This is a genomic window from Nocardioides montaniterrae, from assembly GCF_054782655.1.
In genome coordinates, this window is sequence record NZ_BAAGSB010000010.1 from 1 (window position 1) to 15,528 (window position 15,528).

Sequence of the window (15,528 nt, forward strand, 5' to 3'; positions counted from 1 at the left end):
CCAGCTCCAGTAGCTCTTCACGTGTCTCGTACGGGATCGCTCTACGCACCACAACGCTCCTTGCGGGTCAGCGTTGCTTAGACCGATGGATTCCGCGCGCCTGGGGAGTGCAGGTTCGGCTGCATACCTTGGGAAACCTGCGGCACAGGCGGCGGCCAAGAAAAGCATCGAGGGCGCCCACGTCGTACGACGGAGGCGCCCTCGGGATGTCTCTCAGCGGGTCACTTGAGCTCGCAGATGACCTCACCGTTGGTGACCGTGACGCCGACCTCGGCCTTGAGACCGGTGACGACGCCGGCCTTGTGGGCCTTGAGCGGCTGCTCCATCTTCATCGCCTCCATGACGACCACGACGTCGCCCTCGGCGACCTCCTGGCCCTCCTCGACGGCGACCTTGACGATGGTGCCCTGCATCGGGGAGGTGACCGAGTCGCCCGAGGCGGCTGCGCCGGCCTTCTTGCCGGCCTTGCGGGCGGGCTTCTTCGCGCCGCCGGCGGCCGCGCCGCCGCCGATCGCACCGACACCGGCGGGCAGGACGACCTCGACCCGCTTGCCACCGACCTCGACGACGACCTTCTGGCGCTCGCCCGCCTCCTCGGCGTCACCGGCGGTGCCGGCGTACGGGGTGATGGTGTTGTTGAAGTCGGTCTCGATCCACGTCGTGTAGACGTCGAAGGAGCCCTCGCCGGTCGGGTTGGACGCGCCGACCCAGGCCGGGTCGTTGACGATGACCTCGTCGAAGGTGAGGGCGGTCGGCATGCCGTCGACCTCGAACTCGGCGATCGCGCGACGCGAGCGCTCGATGGCCTGCGTGCGGTCGCGGCCGGTGACGATCAGCTTGGCGATCAGGGAGTCGAACGCACCCGGGATCGTCTGGCCGTTCTCGTAGCCGCCGTCGACGCGGATACCGGGGCCCTGCGGCGGGTTCCACTTGGTCAGGGTGCCGGGGGCCGGCATGAAGTTGTTGCCGCCGTCCTCGGCGTTGATGCGGAACTCGATCGAGTGACCCTTGATCTCGGGGTCGTCGTAGCCGAGCTCCTCGCCCGCGGCGATGCGGAACATCTCGCGCACGAGGTCGATGCCGGTGACCTCCTCGGAGACACAGTGCTCGACCTGGAGGCGGGTGTTGACCTCGAGGAAGGAGATCGTGCCGTCAGCGGCCACGAGGAACTCGCAGGTGCCGGCGCCGACGTACTTGGCCTCCTTGAGGATGGCCTTGGACGACTCGTAGAGGCGCTGGTTCTGCTCGTCGGTCAGGAACGGCGCGGGCGCCTCCTCGACGAGCTTCTGGTGGCGGCGCTGCAGCGAGCAGTCGCGGGTCGAGACGACCACGACGTTGCCGTGCTGGTCGGCGAGGCACTGGGTCTCGACGTGGCGCGGCTTGTCGAGGAACTTCTCGACCAGGCACTCGCCGCGGCCGAAGGCGCTGATGGCCTCGCGGGTCGCGGACTCGTAGAGCTCGGGGATCTCCTCGAGGGTGCGGGCGACCTTGAGGCCGCGACCGCCGCCGCCGAAGACCGCCTTGATGGCGACCGGCAGGCCGTGCTCCTTGGCGAACGCGACGATCTCGTCGGCGTCCTTGACCGCGTCCTTGAGACCCGGTGCGAGCGGGGCGCCCGCGGCCAGCGCGATCTGCTTGGCCTTGGCCTTGTCGCCGAGGCCCTCGATCGCGGCCGGGGAGGGGCCGATCCAGATCAGCCCGGCGTCGAGGACGGCCTGGGCGAAGTTCGCGTTCTCGGCGAGGAAGCCGTAGCCGGGGTGCACGCTGTCGGCGCCCGACTGCTTCGCGACGTCGATGATCTTCTCGATCACGAGGTAGGAGTCGGCCGGGGTCGAGCCGTTGAGGCTGTAGGCCTCGTCGGCCATCCGGACGAAGAGGGCGTCACGGTCGGGCTCGGCGTACACCGCCACCGACTGGATGCCGGCATCCTTGGCCGCCCGGATCACTCGGACGGCGATCTCACCACGGTTGGCGATGAGCACCTTCTGCAGGGGCTTGATCTCGGGCACGCGACTCTCCTTGGATGGTTCGGGGCGGTTTCGAGCCGCTGGGCAGTCTAGGGCGCCGCGCCTCGAACGGCTGAGCCGGACCCGATTCGTGGGCAGCCGGGCGCGTGGGCGGCGGGGTGCAGGAATCACCGGTTCACCGGTGATTCCTGCACTTCCACCCCATTGCAACGGTGTCTAAGTGCAGGAAGTGGTGAGAGCTGGTGACGGATGGGACTGGTGAGGTTCGCCCGCCCGGCCCCGACGGAAGTGGTGCCAGTACGCCGAAGAGGCCGGCCGCCGTGAGCGACCGACCCCTGCGGGTGGAGATCAGCTGGGGTTCTGGACGGTCAGCTTCTCGTGGTGCTTCGGGAGCTTCAGGTCACCCGAGCAGGCGAGCTTCTGCGAGGTGGCCGGAACCTCTTCGAGGAGGCCGCAACGAGTTCGCTGAGAGGTCACGCACCGTTCACGACGGGCGGCGAGGGTGGGTGGACCGCCGACCTTCTCAGGAGTCCCCATGCGTGTCCTCGCTGCGCTCGCCCTCGCGGTCACGGTCATCGTCCCGTCCGCCGGCACTGCCCAGGCGAACGGCTCGGACTACACATTCGCGCTGATCGGGGACGTGCCGTACGGCGCGACCGAGATCGCGGCGTTCCCGCACTGGATCGAGCAGATCAACGCCGACCCGGCGGTGCGGTCGGTGGTGCACCTGGGTGACATCAAGAACGGCTCGAGCGTCTGCTCCGACAGCTACTTCTCGCTGATCCGCTCCGACGTGGACGGCTTCGTGGACCCGTTCGTCTACACCCCAGGCGACAACGAGTGGACGGACTGCCACCGCGCCAACAACGGCGCCTACAACCCGCTCGAGCGCCTCGACGCCGTACGCCGCACCTTCTTCGACCACCCGGGCACGACGCTGGGGAAGCACGCGATGACGGTGGAGGCCGAGCCGGGCATCGCCGAGAACGTCATCTACCACCGCGCCGACGTCACTTTCGTGACCGCGAACGTGCCCGGCAGCGACAACGCGATGCAGCCGTGGGCCGGCCTCGGCCAGACGGCGCCGACGCCGGAGCAGACCGACGCGTACAACACGCGCAACAGCCTGAACATCGCCGAGCTGCACCAGGCCTTCGCCGAGGCGAAGGCGCAGGGCGACCATGGGGTCGTCGTCATGCAGCAGGCCGACATGTTCGACCCGACGTACACCCCCACTGCCAACGACATCGCGCACTTCGCGAGCTGGATCCAAGCGCTGATCGACGAGTCGAACGCCTTCGGCGGCCAGGTGTACCTGCTCAACGGCGACAGCCACCTCTACAACACCGACCAGCCGCTGGCGGCGGGCTCGTCGTGGCGGACCACCTATGCGGCGTACGGCGTCACCGGCGCGGCCGACAACCTGACGCGGATCACGGTCGACGGCTCCAGCAACGCCGACGACTACCTGCGGGTCACCGTCGGCAACGATCCCTCGGCCCCGCTGCTGACGTGGACGCGGGTGCCGTACACGTCGTGACGACCACCCCTTCGGGGGTTAACAACCGTTAACCTCGGGCGCTAGTCTGCGGCCCATGAGCTTTGAGCTGTCGCGTGAGCACGAGGAGTTCCGCCACACCGTCCGCAGCTTCGCCGAGGCGGAGATCGCGCCGCACGTCGCCGAGTGGGACAAGGCGCACCACTTCCCGACCGACGTCGTGCAGAAGATGGGCGACCTGGGGCTGTTCGGGCTGACCGCTCCGGAGGAGTACGGCGGCGCCGGGCTCGAGGCCGCGGACGGTCCGTTCACCAGCCTGTGCATCGCGATCGAGGAGCTCGGCCGGGTCGACCAGTCGATGGGCATCACCCTCGAGGCCGGGGTCGGCCTCGGCATCAACCCGATCCTGACCTACGGCACCGACGAGCAGAAGGCCGAGTGGCTGCCCGACCTGGTCAGCGGCCAGATGCTCGCGGGCTTCGGCCTGACCGAGCCGGGCGCAGGCTCCGACGCGGGCGCCACCAAGACCAAGGCGGAGCAGGACGCCAGCGGCGACTGGGTCGTCAACGGCTCCAAGCAGTTCATCACCAACTCCGGCTCCTCGATCACCAAGCTGGTCACCGTGACTGCCCGCACCGGCGTGCGCGGGGACGGCACCCCCGAGATCTCGACGATCGTGATCCCGACGGGAACGCCCGGGTTCACCGCGGAGCCGGCGTACGACAAGCTCGGCTGGCACATCTCCGACACCCATCCGCTGTCCTTCGAGGACTGCCACGTCCCGGCCGGCAACCTGCTGGGCGAGCGCGGGCGCGGCTACGCGCAGTTCCTGGCCACGCTCGACGACGGTCGCGTCGCGATCGCCGCGCTGGCCGTCGGCCTGATCCAGGCCTGCCTGGAGATGTGCGTGGCGTACTCGCTCGAGCGGCAGACCATGGGCGGACCGATCGGCCGCAAGCAGGGCGTGGCCTTCCAGATCGCCGACCTCGAGGTCAAGCTGCACGCCTCGCGGCTGCTGACCTACCGCGCGGCCGCGATGAAGGACGCGATGCTCGGCGGCAGCGGCCCCTCAACGAAGGACTTCAAGCAGGCGGCGTCCGTCGCGAAGCTCTACACCTCCGAGGCCGCGATGGACGCGACCCGGATCGCCACCCAGGTCTTCGGTGGCTACGGCTTCATGGAGGAGTATCCCGTCGCCCGGTTCTACCGCGACGCCAAGATCCTGGAGATCGGTGAGGGCACCTCGGAGGTCCAGCGGATGCTGATTGCGCGCGGGCTCGGTCTGCCTGTCGAGTAGCGATGTAACTACGTGTTCCGACCACTACCCGGGTGGTCTGTCACCCGGGTAGTGGTCCGAACACGTAGTTACACGACCGGTGGGAGTAGTCTCCGCCCGCAGCGACGGGTGTTCGCCTGCTGGGGGAGTGGGGACCGTCGCCGGAGGAACTGCCCGTGCACAACGACGCTGTCGTCGCCGCCGTCGACGAGATGTACGCCGCCTTCACGGCGGCTCCGCTGCCGCTGCGGATCCCCGGCTCCGAGGAGCTGAGCGACGCGCGGGAGAGGGTGCTGCGGCAGTTCGACGACTACGTCTTCCCGCGCCTGGACCGGATCGAGGCACCGCCGGTGGTGGTGGTCGGTGGGCCGACCGGCGTCGGCAAGTCCACGCTGGTCAACTCGATGATCGGTGAGGCGGTCGCGCGTCCGGGCATGCTCCGGCCGACGACGCGCTCGCCCGTCCTGGTGCTGCACCCGGAGGACGAGCACTGGTTCGCGGGCGACCGCGTGCTGGGTGGTCTTCCCCGGACCCGGACCTCGACCGATCGGGCCGACGCGCTGCACCTCGTCCCCACGGACAAGGCGCCCCGCGGCCTGGCGCTGATCGATGCCCCGGACTTCGACTCGATCGAGGAGGGCAATCGCGCGCTCGCGCTGCGCCTGCTCGACGCTGCCGACGTCTGGCTGTTCGTCACCTCGGCCTCGCGCTACTCCGACCTCCTTCCCTGGGAGCAGCTCGACCTCGCGATCGAGCGCAACACCCCGGTCGTGATCGCGATGAACCGGATCCCCGACGAGGACCACGTCACGGTCACCACGGACCTGATGAAGCTCCTGCGCGAGCGCGACGTACCGACCGAGAACGTCTACTTCGTCGCCGTCGGTCCGATCGGCGAGGGCGGCATGCTGCCGGCCGAGCACGTCCGCGAGCTGCGTGGCTTCCTCGACGACCTGGCCCGCTCGCCCGAGCGGCGGCACGATCTCGCCACGCAGGCCGTCACGGGGGCTCTCCGCTCGGGGGCCGAGGTCGCCACCTCGGCGGCCGGAGAGCTCGTCGCGCAGGTCGACGCGGTCGGCGAGATGCTGTCCACCGTCGACGCGGCGTTCGACACCGCCAAGCAGGCGTTGCTGGCCGCCGCCTGCGACGGCTCGCTGTTGCGCGGCGACCTGCTCGCGCGCTGGCAGGAGCTGATCGGCACCGACGACCTCGACGTCGAGGTCGGCTCGATGATGGGGCTCCTGCGCGAGCGGCTCCGCCGCACCTCCGACGAGCAGCGCGCCGAGATCGACCGTCTGGGTCTCGCCCTCGACGTCGCGATCGAGACGCTGGTCGTCGACCACGCCGAGCGCGCCGCCGAGGCATCGACGCGCACCCTCAAGGCCACGACGTACGGCGACGCCCTGCTGTCCTGGACCGACGAGGACCTGGCGCGGCCCAGCAGGGAGCTGCCGAGGCGTATCCGCCGCGAGACGCGTGCCTGGCGCGAGGGGCTCGACGTGCAGGTCGCGGAGGCCACGGGGGAGACCACCGGTCGGCCCGAGGACGCTGCTCGTGTGCGGGCGCTGGCCGTGGCGTGCGTCGTACGCGCCGTGACGACGGACCGAACGAGCGCCACCGGACTCATCGCCTCCGTGGCGGAGGCTGTCGACGCCCTGTTGGTCCGTCTTCTGGACCAGGAGCGGGCCCGCTACTTCCAGCCGGTCCTCGGCTGGGGCCTCGAGCCCGACGCGCCCGCCCGCCTGCGCCGTGCTGCCGCCAACGTCGCCCGGCTCGCGACGGACGGGAGCCTGCGGTGAAGGCCGAGCTGGACGCTCTCCGCGAGGCGGTCGAGCTTGCTCGCGGGCGCCTGGACGACGCCGTCCTCGACGATGCCGCCGCGGTGCTCGAGCAGGCCGGCGGCCGGCTCGAGCTCGGCGCGCTGCACACCACGGTCGCGATCGCCGGCGCCACCGGCTCCGGCAAGTCCACGCTGTTCAACGCCCTGGCGGGCCTGGAGCTGTCGACGGCGAGTGCCCAGCGGCCGACCACGGCCGTCGCGAAGGCACTCGTCTGGAGCGACGCGGACGCCGGCGCGCTGCTGGACTGGCTCGAGATCCCGCCGGCCCAGCGCAGCCGCCGGGCCGAGGTGCTGCCCGAGGACGTCTCGCCCCACCGCCTGCCCGACGGACTGGTCCTGCTCGACCTGCCCGACCACGACTCGATCAAGGTCCAGCACCACGCGGAGGCGCGGCGCGTGGTCGGCCTGGCCGACGTGCTGATCTGGGTCGTCGACCCGCTCAAGTACGCCGACGCCGCGATCCACCGCGAGTTCCTCCAGCCGCTCGCTGGCCACCGCGACGTCACGATCATCCTGCTCAACCACATCGACACCGTTCCGGAGGCCGACCGCCAGACGCTGCTGCGCGACGTCACCAACGTGATCTCCGCCGACGGTCTGCGCGAGGTCCGGGTGATGGGCGTCAGCGCGCGCCACGGGATCGGCATCGACGAGCTCCGCCGGATGCTCAAGCGCCGCGTCGAGGACCGCCGCAGCGGCGCGATGCGGCTGGCCGCCGACGTACGCACCATCACGGCCCGCCTCCTGGAGGCCGCGGGCGAGGCTCCCTCGGACGTCCCGGAGCCGTGGGTGGCCGACCTGGAGCGGCGTACGGCGGACGCCGCCGGCGTGCCGACCGTCGTCTCCCGTGCGGAGCGCCTGGCACGAGAACGACGTACGCCGCTGCTGTGGCGACCCTGGTCCCGTACGCCGGACACCCGGCTGCGCATGGGCGCGATCGACCGTCCTGCGGTCGACATGGCCGTGCGGGCGCTGGTCGACAACGTCTGCCGCGACGTCGCGCCGGGTTGGTCCGAGCCGATCCGCGAACGTGCCTCGGCGCGGCTCGACGCGATGAACGACCGGCTCGACGCCGATCTCGCCGCGCTCGACCTGCGCGACGACGGACAGGCCGGTCTGGGCGGATTCCGGGTGGGGCAGGTGCTCGCGCTGCTGCTGCTGGTCGCCGGGGTCGCCGGGACGGTCGCGCTGGGAGCGCCCGTCTGGGCGCTCGGGCTGATCGGCGCCGGTCTCGTCGTCGCAGCCACGACCGCGGTCCTCGGCCGGCGCATCGTCGACCAGGAGGCGCGACGTCGTGCGGCCCGGGTCGAGGAGCTCGCGCGGCGCACGGTCCGGCGGGTCATCGACCAGTACGTCGTCGATCCGCTGCGTCCCGAACTCGCCGAGCATGCCCGCCTCCGGCGCACGCTGGAACGGGCCGCGCGCCTGTGAAGGTGCGCTCCCGCAACCATCCACGCTACATTTCCGCGGTTGCGCTCCTGCGCGACGGGCAACACCGGATCTTGGGGGAGATCATGAAGAACGAGAACACGTCCTTCGACCGCCTGATGGGCGAGCTCGAGACCGGTACGCCGGCCGAGGAGAAGAAGACGACGCGGGGCGCCGCCTCCGAGCGGCGCCGGGCCGCCGCAGCCCGTGCCGCCGGCCTGCCCACGGCCGACACCGCCGAGCCTGCTGCGGTCGCCGAGCCTGCTGCGGTCGCCGAGCCTGCCACGGTCGACGAGCCTGCCACGGTCGTCGAGCGTGCCGAGACGCCGGCCGCCAAGCCGGTCGACGCCTCGTCCCATGCCGCCTCGCTGCGCGCGACCCGCGACGCCGAGACCCGCGCCCAGGAGCTCCTGGCGCACGCGATCCGCACCTCGCAGGAGGCCAGCGTCCAGGCCGAGCAGATCCTGGTCGAGGCCGAGCAGGCCGCTGCGGCGCTGCGGGCAGAGGCCGAGCAGGCCGCGGCCGCCGTCCGAGCGGAGGCCGAGCAGGGCGCCGAGACGCTCCGCGCCGAGCTGGCGGCGCGTGTCCATGCTGACGCGATGGAGCAGGCCAAGACGGCTGCGCGGCAGTACGTCGGAGAGGCGGTCGAGCGTGGCGAGTCCCAGGCCGCCGAGATCCGCGACCGTGCCGCGGGCGTGCTGAGCCGCGCCGCCGAGCTGGCCGCCGAGGTCGACGAGGCGGCACAGGGCGTGTGGAGCGCGATCGAGCAGGGTGCCGCCACCATGCGTGCCAAGCTCGCCGAGATCGAGGAGCTGATGGCCGGTCACGGCCTGGAGCGCAAGATCACCCCGATGCCCGAGGACGTCGTACAGCCGTCCCAGCCCGACGCGATCGTCCTCGACGACGCCGTCGAGGAGACGCCGGCGCCCGAGCGCAAGCGGGGCCTCGGCTCCAAGCTGGGGGCCTGAGATGCAGATCAAGAGCTCCACGCGCGCCTTCGGCTCGTTGCTCGGCCGGCGCCGCTGGGTCGTCCTGCTGGCCTTCGTCCTCGTCATCGGTGCGACCGCCGTCGTCCTCGCGCTGCTGCCGCGTGACTACCGCGCCACCGCGCGGGTCGCGGTCACCCCGAACACCGCCGACTACTCCGCCCGTGTCGACAACGGCCGTCTGCTCGGCACGGTCGCCGACATCGTCGGGTCCCGCCCGCTGATCGAGTCCGTCGTCGGCGACTTCCCCGGTGTCACCGAGGACGAGCTGCGCGGTCACCTCACGGCCCAGATCACCAGCAACACCTGGATCGTCAACGTGCAGGTCGTCGACCGCGAGCCTGCGCGCGCGGCTGCCCTGGCGAACGCGGTCGTCGCGGCGATCCCGTCGTTCGTGCCCACCGAGGCACACATGACGTTCAAGTCCGTCGACACGGCGCTGCCGCCGCGCAGCCCGAGCAGCCCGGACCTCGTCCGTTGGGGCCTCCTCGGCCTGCTGGTCGCCGTTCTCGCCGCTGTCGCGGCCGCCCTGGTCGCCGACCGCCTGTTCCGCTCGGTCACCGACGCCGACGAGATCGCGTCCCGCGCCGGCGTACCGACCCTCGGCATCGTGCCGGTCCCGACCGACCGTGACGGCGTCGGTGCCACCGACCACGACGCGGGCGAGTTCGAGGCGCTGCGCGCACTGCGGATCGCGTTGGAGTTCGTCAGCGCCGAGAACCCCACCCGACTCCTCGTCGTCACCGGCGCCACCACCGACCCGTGGGGCGGCTGGCTCGAGGTCAACGTCGCGGCCGCGCTCGCCGAGGTCGGCCACCGTGTCCTCCTCGTGAACGCCGACCCCGCCAAGCGCCTGCACCCCGCGCTGGGCAGCGCTGACGCGAGCGGTCTGTACGACGTCCTGGCCGGCGCCGTCGACCTGGACGAGGCCATCGCCGCCGGCCCGCGGGAGGGCGTCGACGTGCTCCCGCAGGGGCGCGCCCACCTGGCCGCGCCGAGCCTGCTGGAGATGCGTTTCCGTGGCTTCCTCGACGAGGCCGAGGAGGACTACGACATCGTGCTGGTGCACGCGCCCGCGATCTCGACGTCCGAGGACGCGCGGATCATGGCGATGCATGGCGCGGTGCTGCTCGCCGTACCGTCAGGCCGTGTGCACCCGCGCCAGCTGCAGCGATCGATCGAGCACCTGCGGATGATCCGGCTTCGGGTCCTGGGCAGCGTCCTGGTCGGCGTGCGCGGGCATCGCTGACGGCCGGTGGTCTAGCCCCGCTGGTGTTCGGATCTGCTGGTGTTTGCTGGGGAATCAGGAGTGCTTGTGAAAAGCATCGATCATTCTCTGGTACTCGGTGCAGCATTAAGTTAACTTCTTTATCAGATCGCATGAACGCGGTGCGATCCATGGATGATCAAGGCTTCGGTCACCAGCAGGTCTGTCGGGCGAGAGCGCGACTTGTATCTGGGGGTGGTGTGCCGATGAGCCGACTGAACTGGGGAATCAGGAATGGCGAAGGACAGGGGCGCACTCGCCGTGCCCGCGCTGGACGGTTCGACGAGCAACGTCGTTCCCTTCCGCGTGCTCGCCCGTCCGCAGACGAACCCCGAGCACGCCACCGACCAAGAGCTGATCGAGCGGTGTCGGCGCCGTGAGCCCGAGGCCTGGGACCTGCTCGTCAACCGCTACCACCGGCTCGTCTACTCGGTCGCCCTTCGTAACGGCCTCTCTGCCGAGGACGCCTCGGACGCGACGCAGTCGACCTTCGTCGCCCTCATCGACTCGCTCGACCGGATCCGCGCGGAGGAACGGCTCTCGTCCTGGCTGATGACGGTTGCTCGTCGACAGTCCTGGAAGATCCGCAACCGGTCCCGGAGCGTCACCCTCCTCGATCAGGTTCCCGATGTCGCGGAGCAGCCCCTGGCTGAGTGGGACACCGTGGTGGCGCTGCACGCCGCGCTCGCCGAGCTGGGGGGAACCTGCAAGACATTGCTCGAGGCGCTCTACATCGACGCCGAGCAGCCCAGCTACGCCGAGATCGCCGAGCGCCTCGGCCGGTCGATCGGCGGCATCGGCCCGCTGCGCGGGCGGTGCCTGGACAAGATGCGTTCGATCCTGACCGCGGATGGTCCCTGGTGAACCGACCTCCCACCTTCGCTGAGCTCGCCGACTGGGCCGAGGGACGCCTGGCGCCGGACCGCCAGGTCGCTGTGCACGAGCGTCTGCGCCAGGACCCTGAGGCTCGTCGTTCGGTCGAGTGGATCGGTGGCTTCATCGAGGCGGCGCGGCTGCTTCCGCTCGTGACGCCCGAGCCCGGACTGGTCGATCGCCTGAAGGCGCTCTTCGACGCGCCCCAGCGACTCGGCGGCCCGTGGACCGAGGCCCACCTCCTCTATGACACGGCGGTCTTCGGGGTGTCCGGTGTGCGCTTCGACCTCGGACCCGGCGAGCGCCACCTCGCGTTCGAGAGCAAGATCGGTCGCTTCGTCGTCGAAGTCATCACCACCGCTCGCGAGCAGTACGTCGACGTGGCGGGCCTGTTGCTTCTCGGCGGCGGCGGTGGCGCCGAGATCTCCTTGCTCGAGGACGGCGTGGCCCGCAAGCTGGTCCACACCGACAACCACGGCGCGTTCGCGATCCACGACGTGCCGACCTCGGTGGACGAGCTCCGGATCGTCGCCGGCGAGGACCACGTACGCCTACGGCTGGACCTGCAGCTCCCGTGACGAGGTCGTGAGCGGCGTGGGCGGGGTGGGGGGCGCCCGATCATTCGACACCGTCGAGGAGGCGTTGGCGACCGCGGAGCAGCTGCTCCTGACCGATCTGGCGGGTTGTCGCGAGGTGCTGGAGGCACTGGACCTCCATCCCGATCTTCGAGCCGACGACACCGGATACGCCCGCTACCAGACCGTCCGTGCCGACCTCGCCCACCTCTGCGGCGACGCAGGGGAGGGGGCGCTCGCGAGCCAGGCGGCTCGCATCGCCTGGCTCGCGGCCGGCAACCAGCTCGAGGCGCGACGCGCCAAGCTCGCCCTGGGCGAGATGATGCTCCTGGCCGGTCTGCTCGATGAGGCGGGGATGCTGGTGATGGCGGTCCAGCACCGTCTGGAGCGCGAATCTGGTCACGAGCAGCTGGCCACCCGCTTGCACCTCATCGCCAACCGACAGCTCGGGGTCATCGCGTCAGCGCGCGGCGACCACGCCACGGCGATGCACCACTTCGACCAGGCGCAGGAGCTGGCGCTGGCGGTCGGCGACCGCCTCGAGGCGGCTCGCATCGCCGTCTGCCGTGGCCGAGGCCTCCTGGCGGCCGGCATGGCGCATCGAGGGCTCGACCTGCTGTGCGGGGCCCGAGCGGCCTTCATCGAGGGCGGCGCGACGGTCTGGGCCGACCGTGCCGTGGTGCCGATCTCCGAAGCGCTGACGTCGGCCGGCCACGGCATCGTCGCGACCGAGATACTCGAGCAGGTCCGACCTGCATTGAAGGGCCAGGAGCGGATGCTCGCCGAGCTCGACCTCGCGATGGCGGGCGCGCTGCTCGGTACCGGTCTGGCTCGTGAGTCGCTGGCCAGCGCGACCAGGGCCCGCGACCTGCTCCGCGACAAGGGAGCCAGGCTGTCCTACTCGTACGCCGAGCTCGCGGTCGCGCGCGCGGCGCTGCAGCTGCGGCGGCTGGACCTTGCCGAGGCGGCGGTGTCCGCGGCCGACACGATCGCGGACGACGCCGACATGCCGCGCCTCCACGAGCGCGCCCGGCTGCTCGCCGCGGGTGTGGCCCTCGCCCGTGACGACACCGACCGGGCGGAGGTGCTCGGGCGGGCGATCTTGGCTGGCAAGCCGTCGGCGCAGGCCGCCGTGCACGCCCGGCTGCTGATCGCGCGAACCACGTCGGACACCGCCGAGTCCCACGAGCTCCTCGCGAAGGTCTCGGCGACGGTGGACCGATTGGGCCAGCCCGACCTGAGGCTGGCGCTCCGCGTGGCCCGTGCTCGCCACCTGCAGAACGTCGGCGAGCTCGGCGGCGCGCTGGACGAGCTGCGGGCCGCAGCCGAGTTCGCACCCCAGCGACTCAACCGGTCGGTCGGCTGGATCGATGCCGAGGCGACGGTGGCGCGCGCGACCGATGAGCTCATCACGCTGCTGCTCGAGGACGGCAGCCATGGCGCCGTGACCGAGGCCTGGCAGCGTCTTCGCTCGGCGAACCGCCATGCCATCGACGGCTGGCTGCGACAGTCCGAGGAGTGGCACGTCGACCCGCGGCTCGACTCGATCGAAACGCTCGTCGCCAGGGCGCGCTCGCACCATCCGGCGGCCCCTGCCTCCGGCGCGGCCGAGCAGACCCCGCTGTCCTTCCTGCCCACGGTCGAGTTCTACGTCCTGGGTGAGGACATCGCCTGCTTCGTCGTACGTGAGGGGCTGGTGCACGCGCGCATCCTCAAGGACGCCTCGGAGTCCGCCGGCCGGCTGGCGGCGGCATGGCGTCGCGAATGCCTGTTGATCGCCGCCGCCGGTGACGGCGGCGCCACGTCGTCCGGCGCGCTGGACGCCCTCTTCGACCTTCTGCTGATGCCGGTCGCGGAGTGGCTGGAGGATCTCGAGGACACGACGATCACGGTCGTCGGCCATCGTCACCTGCTCGCGGTCCCGTTCGAGGCGATGCTCGAGGTCGGGGCGCCCTGGCGCGTGCGTCTGACCGGCGATCCGAGGCCGCACTTCGGTTACCCGCCGCCTGTGGGCACCCGGCCCGCGCGGGCGCTGGTGCTCGCGGTGCCGGACGAGCGGGCGCCCGCCATCGAGGCCGAGGCCCGGGTCATCGCCGAGCACCTCCCCGGTGCAGAGGTGTACGTCGGCGCCGAGGCGACGTCCAAGGTGCTCGCCGAGCGGGTGGGTTCAGCCGACGTGGTGCACCTGGCCGCGCACGGTCGCGTGCGTGAGGGCAATCCGATGGCCTCCGCGATCAAGCTGGGGGACGGCTGGCTCCGGACGGCCGACATCGTCGACGGCACGCTCGACCTGAGCGGCCGGATCGTCGTGCTGAGCGGCTGCGTCTCCGGGCGCAGCTCCGAGCGGACGCTCACGCCGGCGGGTCTGACCTGGGCGTGCATCTCAGCCGGGGCAGCCGGCGTCCTGTCGTCGCTGTGGCCGGTGGACGACGAGGCCACCTTCGACCTGATGGGCCGCTTCTACGACGGCCTCGCCGGCGGGATGCATCCGCGCGACGCACTCGCGCGCGCTCAGCGCGCCGTGGCCCGGACGCATCCTCACCCCTACTTCTGGGCGGCCTTCCAGTACTTCGTCCCGGCCCTCTGAAAGATTTTTTGAAGATTCTTCGCCCGGCATGGATCACGGTGCCCCGCGCGACGCACTAGAGAGATGGCTGGGGGGCCATCATCCGTTCCTCATCCGTGTTCGAGAAGCTCACCTCACAGGATGCAGGAGCAGGAATGACGTCGTACGACGCGGCCGCGCCGGTTGTGCCGTCCCCGACGTGGTTCCCGCGCCTGCCCCACCACGAGATCGACTCGCTGATCGATCGCCTCAACAGCTGCGCGGCCGTCGATCCGGCCGATGTGCTGCGGTTGGTGCGACTCGTGACCCGCGAGATCGACAACCTCCGGTCGACGACTCATCGACTGGTTGCCGAACGCCTGCTCCGGGCTCAGGAGCAGGCGGCGCGGATCGTGGCCGAGGCCGAGCTGACCGCAAGTGGCGTACGCGCCTCTGCGAACGCCGAGTAGGACGCCCCGGCAGCTGACCTGCCGACGGGGACACATCAAGGAATTGGGGGATTCCGACCATGACTGTTGCGCTCGATCGGGCGGACTTGCTCACGCATACGCTGGCACCCGTCCACGAGGCGGCTCCGCGGCACCTGCACGGGCTGCCCGCGGTGCACGTACGCCGGGAGCCGATGCTGCGCCGTACCGCTGAGGTCGCCGTCGCCGCGCTGCTCCTCATCGCGGTCTCGCCGATCATGATCGCACTCGCCGCGATGGTCTACTTCACCTCGGACGGCCCGGTCTTCTTCAAGCACACCCGGATCGGGTACGGCGGCCGCGCCTTCCAAGTCATCAAGTTCCGCACGATGCACCGTGATGCCGAGGTGCGTGCCGCCGAGCTGTTCGCCCGGCTCAACACCGGCAGCGGCCCCTTGAACAAGATCCGGCACGACCCGCGCATCACGGGCGTCGGCCGCTGGATGCGTCGGCTGTCGCTCGACGAGCTCCCCCAGCTGTTCAACGTGCTCAACGGGACCATGTCGCTGATCGGGCCGCGCCCGTCCAGCCCGCAGGAGGTCGCCCGGTTCGCTCCGAGCGAGCACCGGCGCCACGCAGTGCGCCCGGGGATGACCGGTCTGGCGCAGGTGAGCGGTCGCAGCGACCTCGAGTGGAGCAAGCAGGTCGAGCTCGACGTGTACTACGCGCAGAACCAGTCGCCGATCCTCGATCTCTACATCCTGGCTCGCACCCCGATCGCAGTCCTGGCGGCCCGCGGTGCGTACTGACCGCCTCGGCGACGGTAGTGCGAGAGGCGTCATCCC

The 15,528-nt window shown here is 70.9% G+C and carries 13 protein-coding genes; 11 read left to right on the forward strand and 2 right to left on the reverse strand.

Going from position 1 to position 15,528, the window contains the following annotated elements; genetic code table 11:
• Window positions 1-221: 221 nt before the first annotated feature.
• Window positions 222-2,009 (reverse strand): acetyl/propionyl/methylcrotonyl-CoA carboxylase subunit alpha, encoded by a 1,788-nt coding sequence (locus ACYVJ3_RS13390; protein ID WP_460853522.1) that lies wholly within the window; start codon window positions 2,007-2,009, stop codon window positions 222-224.
• Window positions 2,010-2,315: 306 nt separating this feature from the next.
• Window positions 2,316-2,444: a hypothetical protein gene (locus ACYVJ3_RS13395; RefSeq protein ID WP_460853523.1), complete on the reverse strand. Its 129-nt coding sequence runs from the start codon at window positions 2,442-2,444 to the stop codon at window positions 2,316-2,318.
• A 58-nt stretch (window positions 2,445-2,502) separates the two neighbouring features.
• On the opposite strand from ACYVJ3_RS13395, the gene ACYVJ3_RS13400 reads away from it, so the two are divergent.
• The 11 genes from ACYVJ3_RS13400 to ACYVJ3_RS13450 all read left to right on the forward strand — a co-directional run bounded on the left by ACYVJ3_RS13400 (window position 2,503) and on the right by ACYVJ3_RS13450 (window position 15,492).
• Entirely contained in the window at window positions 2,503-3,507 is a 1,005-nt protein-coding gene (locus tag ACYVJ3_RS13400; RefSeq protein WP_460853524.1) for a hypothetical protein, read from the forward strand.
• Window positions 3,508-3,562: 55 nt separating this feature from the next.
• Window positions 3,563-4,762 carry an acyl-CoA dehydrogenase family protein gene (locus ACYVJ3_RS13405; protein WP_460853525.1) on the forward strand — a complete coding sequence of 400 codons (1,200 nt, stop codon included), beginning with the start codon at window positions 3,563-3,565 and terminating at the stop codon, window positions 4,760-4,762.
• Window positions 4,763-4,917: 155 nt separating this feature from the next.
• Window positions 4,918-6,540 carry a GTPase domain-containing protein gene (locus tag ACYVJ3_RS13410; protein ID WP_460853526.1) on the forward strand — a complete coding sequence of 541 codons (1,623 nt, stop codon included), beginning with the start codon at window positions 4,918-4,920 and terminating at the stop codon, window positions 6,538-6,540.
• Entirely contained in the window at window positions 6,537-8,012 is a 1,476-nt protein-coding gene (locus ACYVJ3_RS13415) for a GTPase (protein ID WP_460853527.1), read from the forward strand. Before ACYVJ3_RS13410 ends, ACYVJ3_RS13415 begins: the two co-directional genes overlap by 4 nt.
• Before the next feature lie 83 nt (window positions 8,013-8,095).
• The gene (locus ACYVJ3_RS13420) at window positions 8,096-8,977 is read left to right on the forward strand and encodes a hypothetical protein (protein ID WP_460853528.1); all 882 of its coding nucleotides are present in this window, start codon (window positions 8,096-8,098) and stop codon (window positions 8,975-8,977) included.
• A 1-nt stretch (window position 8,978) separates the two neighbouring features.
• Window positions 8,979-10,244: a tyrosine-protein kinase domain-containing protein gene (locus ACYVJ3_RS13425; protein ID WP_460853529.1), complete on the forward strand. Its 1,266-nt coding sequence runs from the start codon at window positions 8,979-8,981 to the stop codon at window positions 10,242-10,244.
• 252 nt (window positions 10,245-10,496) lie between these two features.
• Complete coding sequence (locus ACYVJ3_RS13430; protein ID WP_460853530.1) at window positions 10,497-11,126, forward strand: RNA polymerase sigma factor; 630 nt, start codon at window positions 10,497-10,499, stop codon at window positions 11,124-11,126.
• Window positions 11,123-11,713, forward strand: coding sequence for an anti-sigma factor (locus ACYVJ3_RS13435; protein WP_460853532.1), 591 nt, complete (start codon window positions 11,123-11,125; stop codon window positions 11,711-11,713). Before ACYVJ3_RS13430 ends, ACYVJ3_RS13435 begins: the two co-directional genes overlap by 4 nt.
• A gap of 7 nt (window positions 11,714-11,720) precedes the next feature.
• Window positions 11,721-14,297 carry a CHAT domain-containing protein gene (locus ACYVJ3_RS13440; RefSeq protein ID WP_460853533.1) on the forward strand — a complete coding sequence of 859 codons (2,577 nt, stop codon included), beginning with the start codon at window positions 11,721-11,723 and terminating at the stop codon, window positions 14,295-14,297.
• A 134-nt stretch (window positions 14,298-14,431) separates the two neighbouring features.
• Entirely contained in the window at window positions 14,432-14,725 is a 294-nt protein-coding gene (locus ACYVJ3_RS13445; protein WP_460853534.1) for a hypothetical protein, read from the forward strand.
• 86 nt (window positions 14,726-14,811) lie between these two features.
• Window positions 14,812-15,492, forward strand: coding sequence for a sugar transferase (locus ACYVJ3_RS13450; protein WP_460853536.1), 681 nt, complete (start codon window positions 14,812-14,814; stop codon window positions 15,490-15,492).
• Window positions 15,493-15,528 lie beyond the last annotated feature (36 nt).

Excerpts from the sequence above, each read along its gene's own strand:
- ACYVJ3_RS13420 (WP_460853528.1), top strand. The coding sequence starts at position 8,096 with ATGAAGAACGAGAACACGTCCTTCGACCGCCTGATGGGCGAGCTCGAG.
- ACYVJ3_RS13400 (WP_460853524.1), top strand. The coding sequence starts at position 2,503 with ATGCGTGTCCTCGCTGCGCTCGCCCTCGCGGTCACGGTCATCGTCCCG.
- ACYVJ3_RS13430 (WP_460853530.1), top strand. The coding sequence starts at position 10,497 with ATGGCGAAGGACAGGGGCGCACTCGCCGTGCCCGCGCTGGACGGTTCG.
- ACYVJ3_RS13445 (WP_460853534.1), top strand. The coding sequence starts at position 14,432 with ATGACGTCGTACGACGCGGCCGCGCCGGTTGTGCCGTCCCCGACGTGG.
- ACYVJ3_RS13405 (WP_460853525.1), top strand. The coding sequence starts at position 3,563 with ATGAGCTTTGAGCTGTCGCGTGAGCACGAGGAGTTCCGCCACACCGTC.
- ACYVJ3_RS13425 (WP_460853529.1), top strand. The coding sequence starts at position 8,979 with ATGCAGATCAAGAGCTCCACGCGCGCCTTCGGCTCGTTGCTCGGCCGG.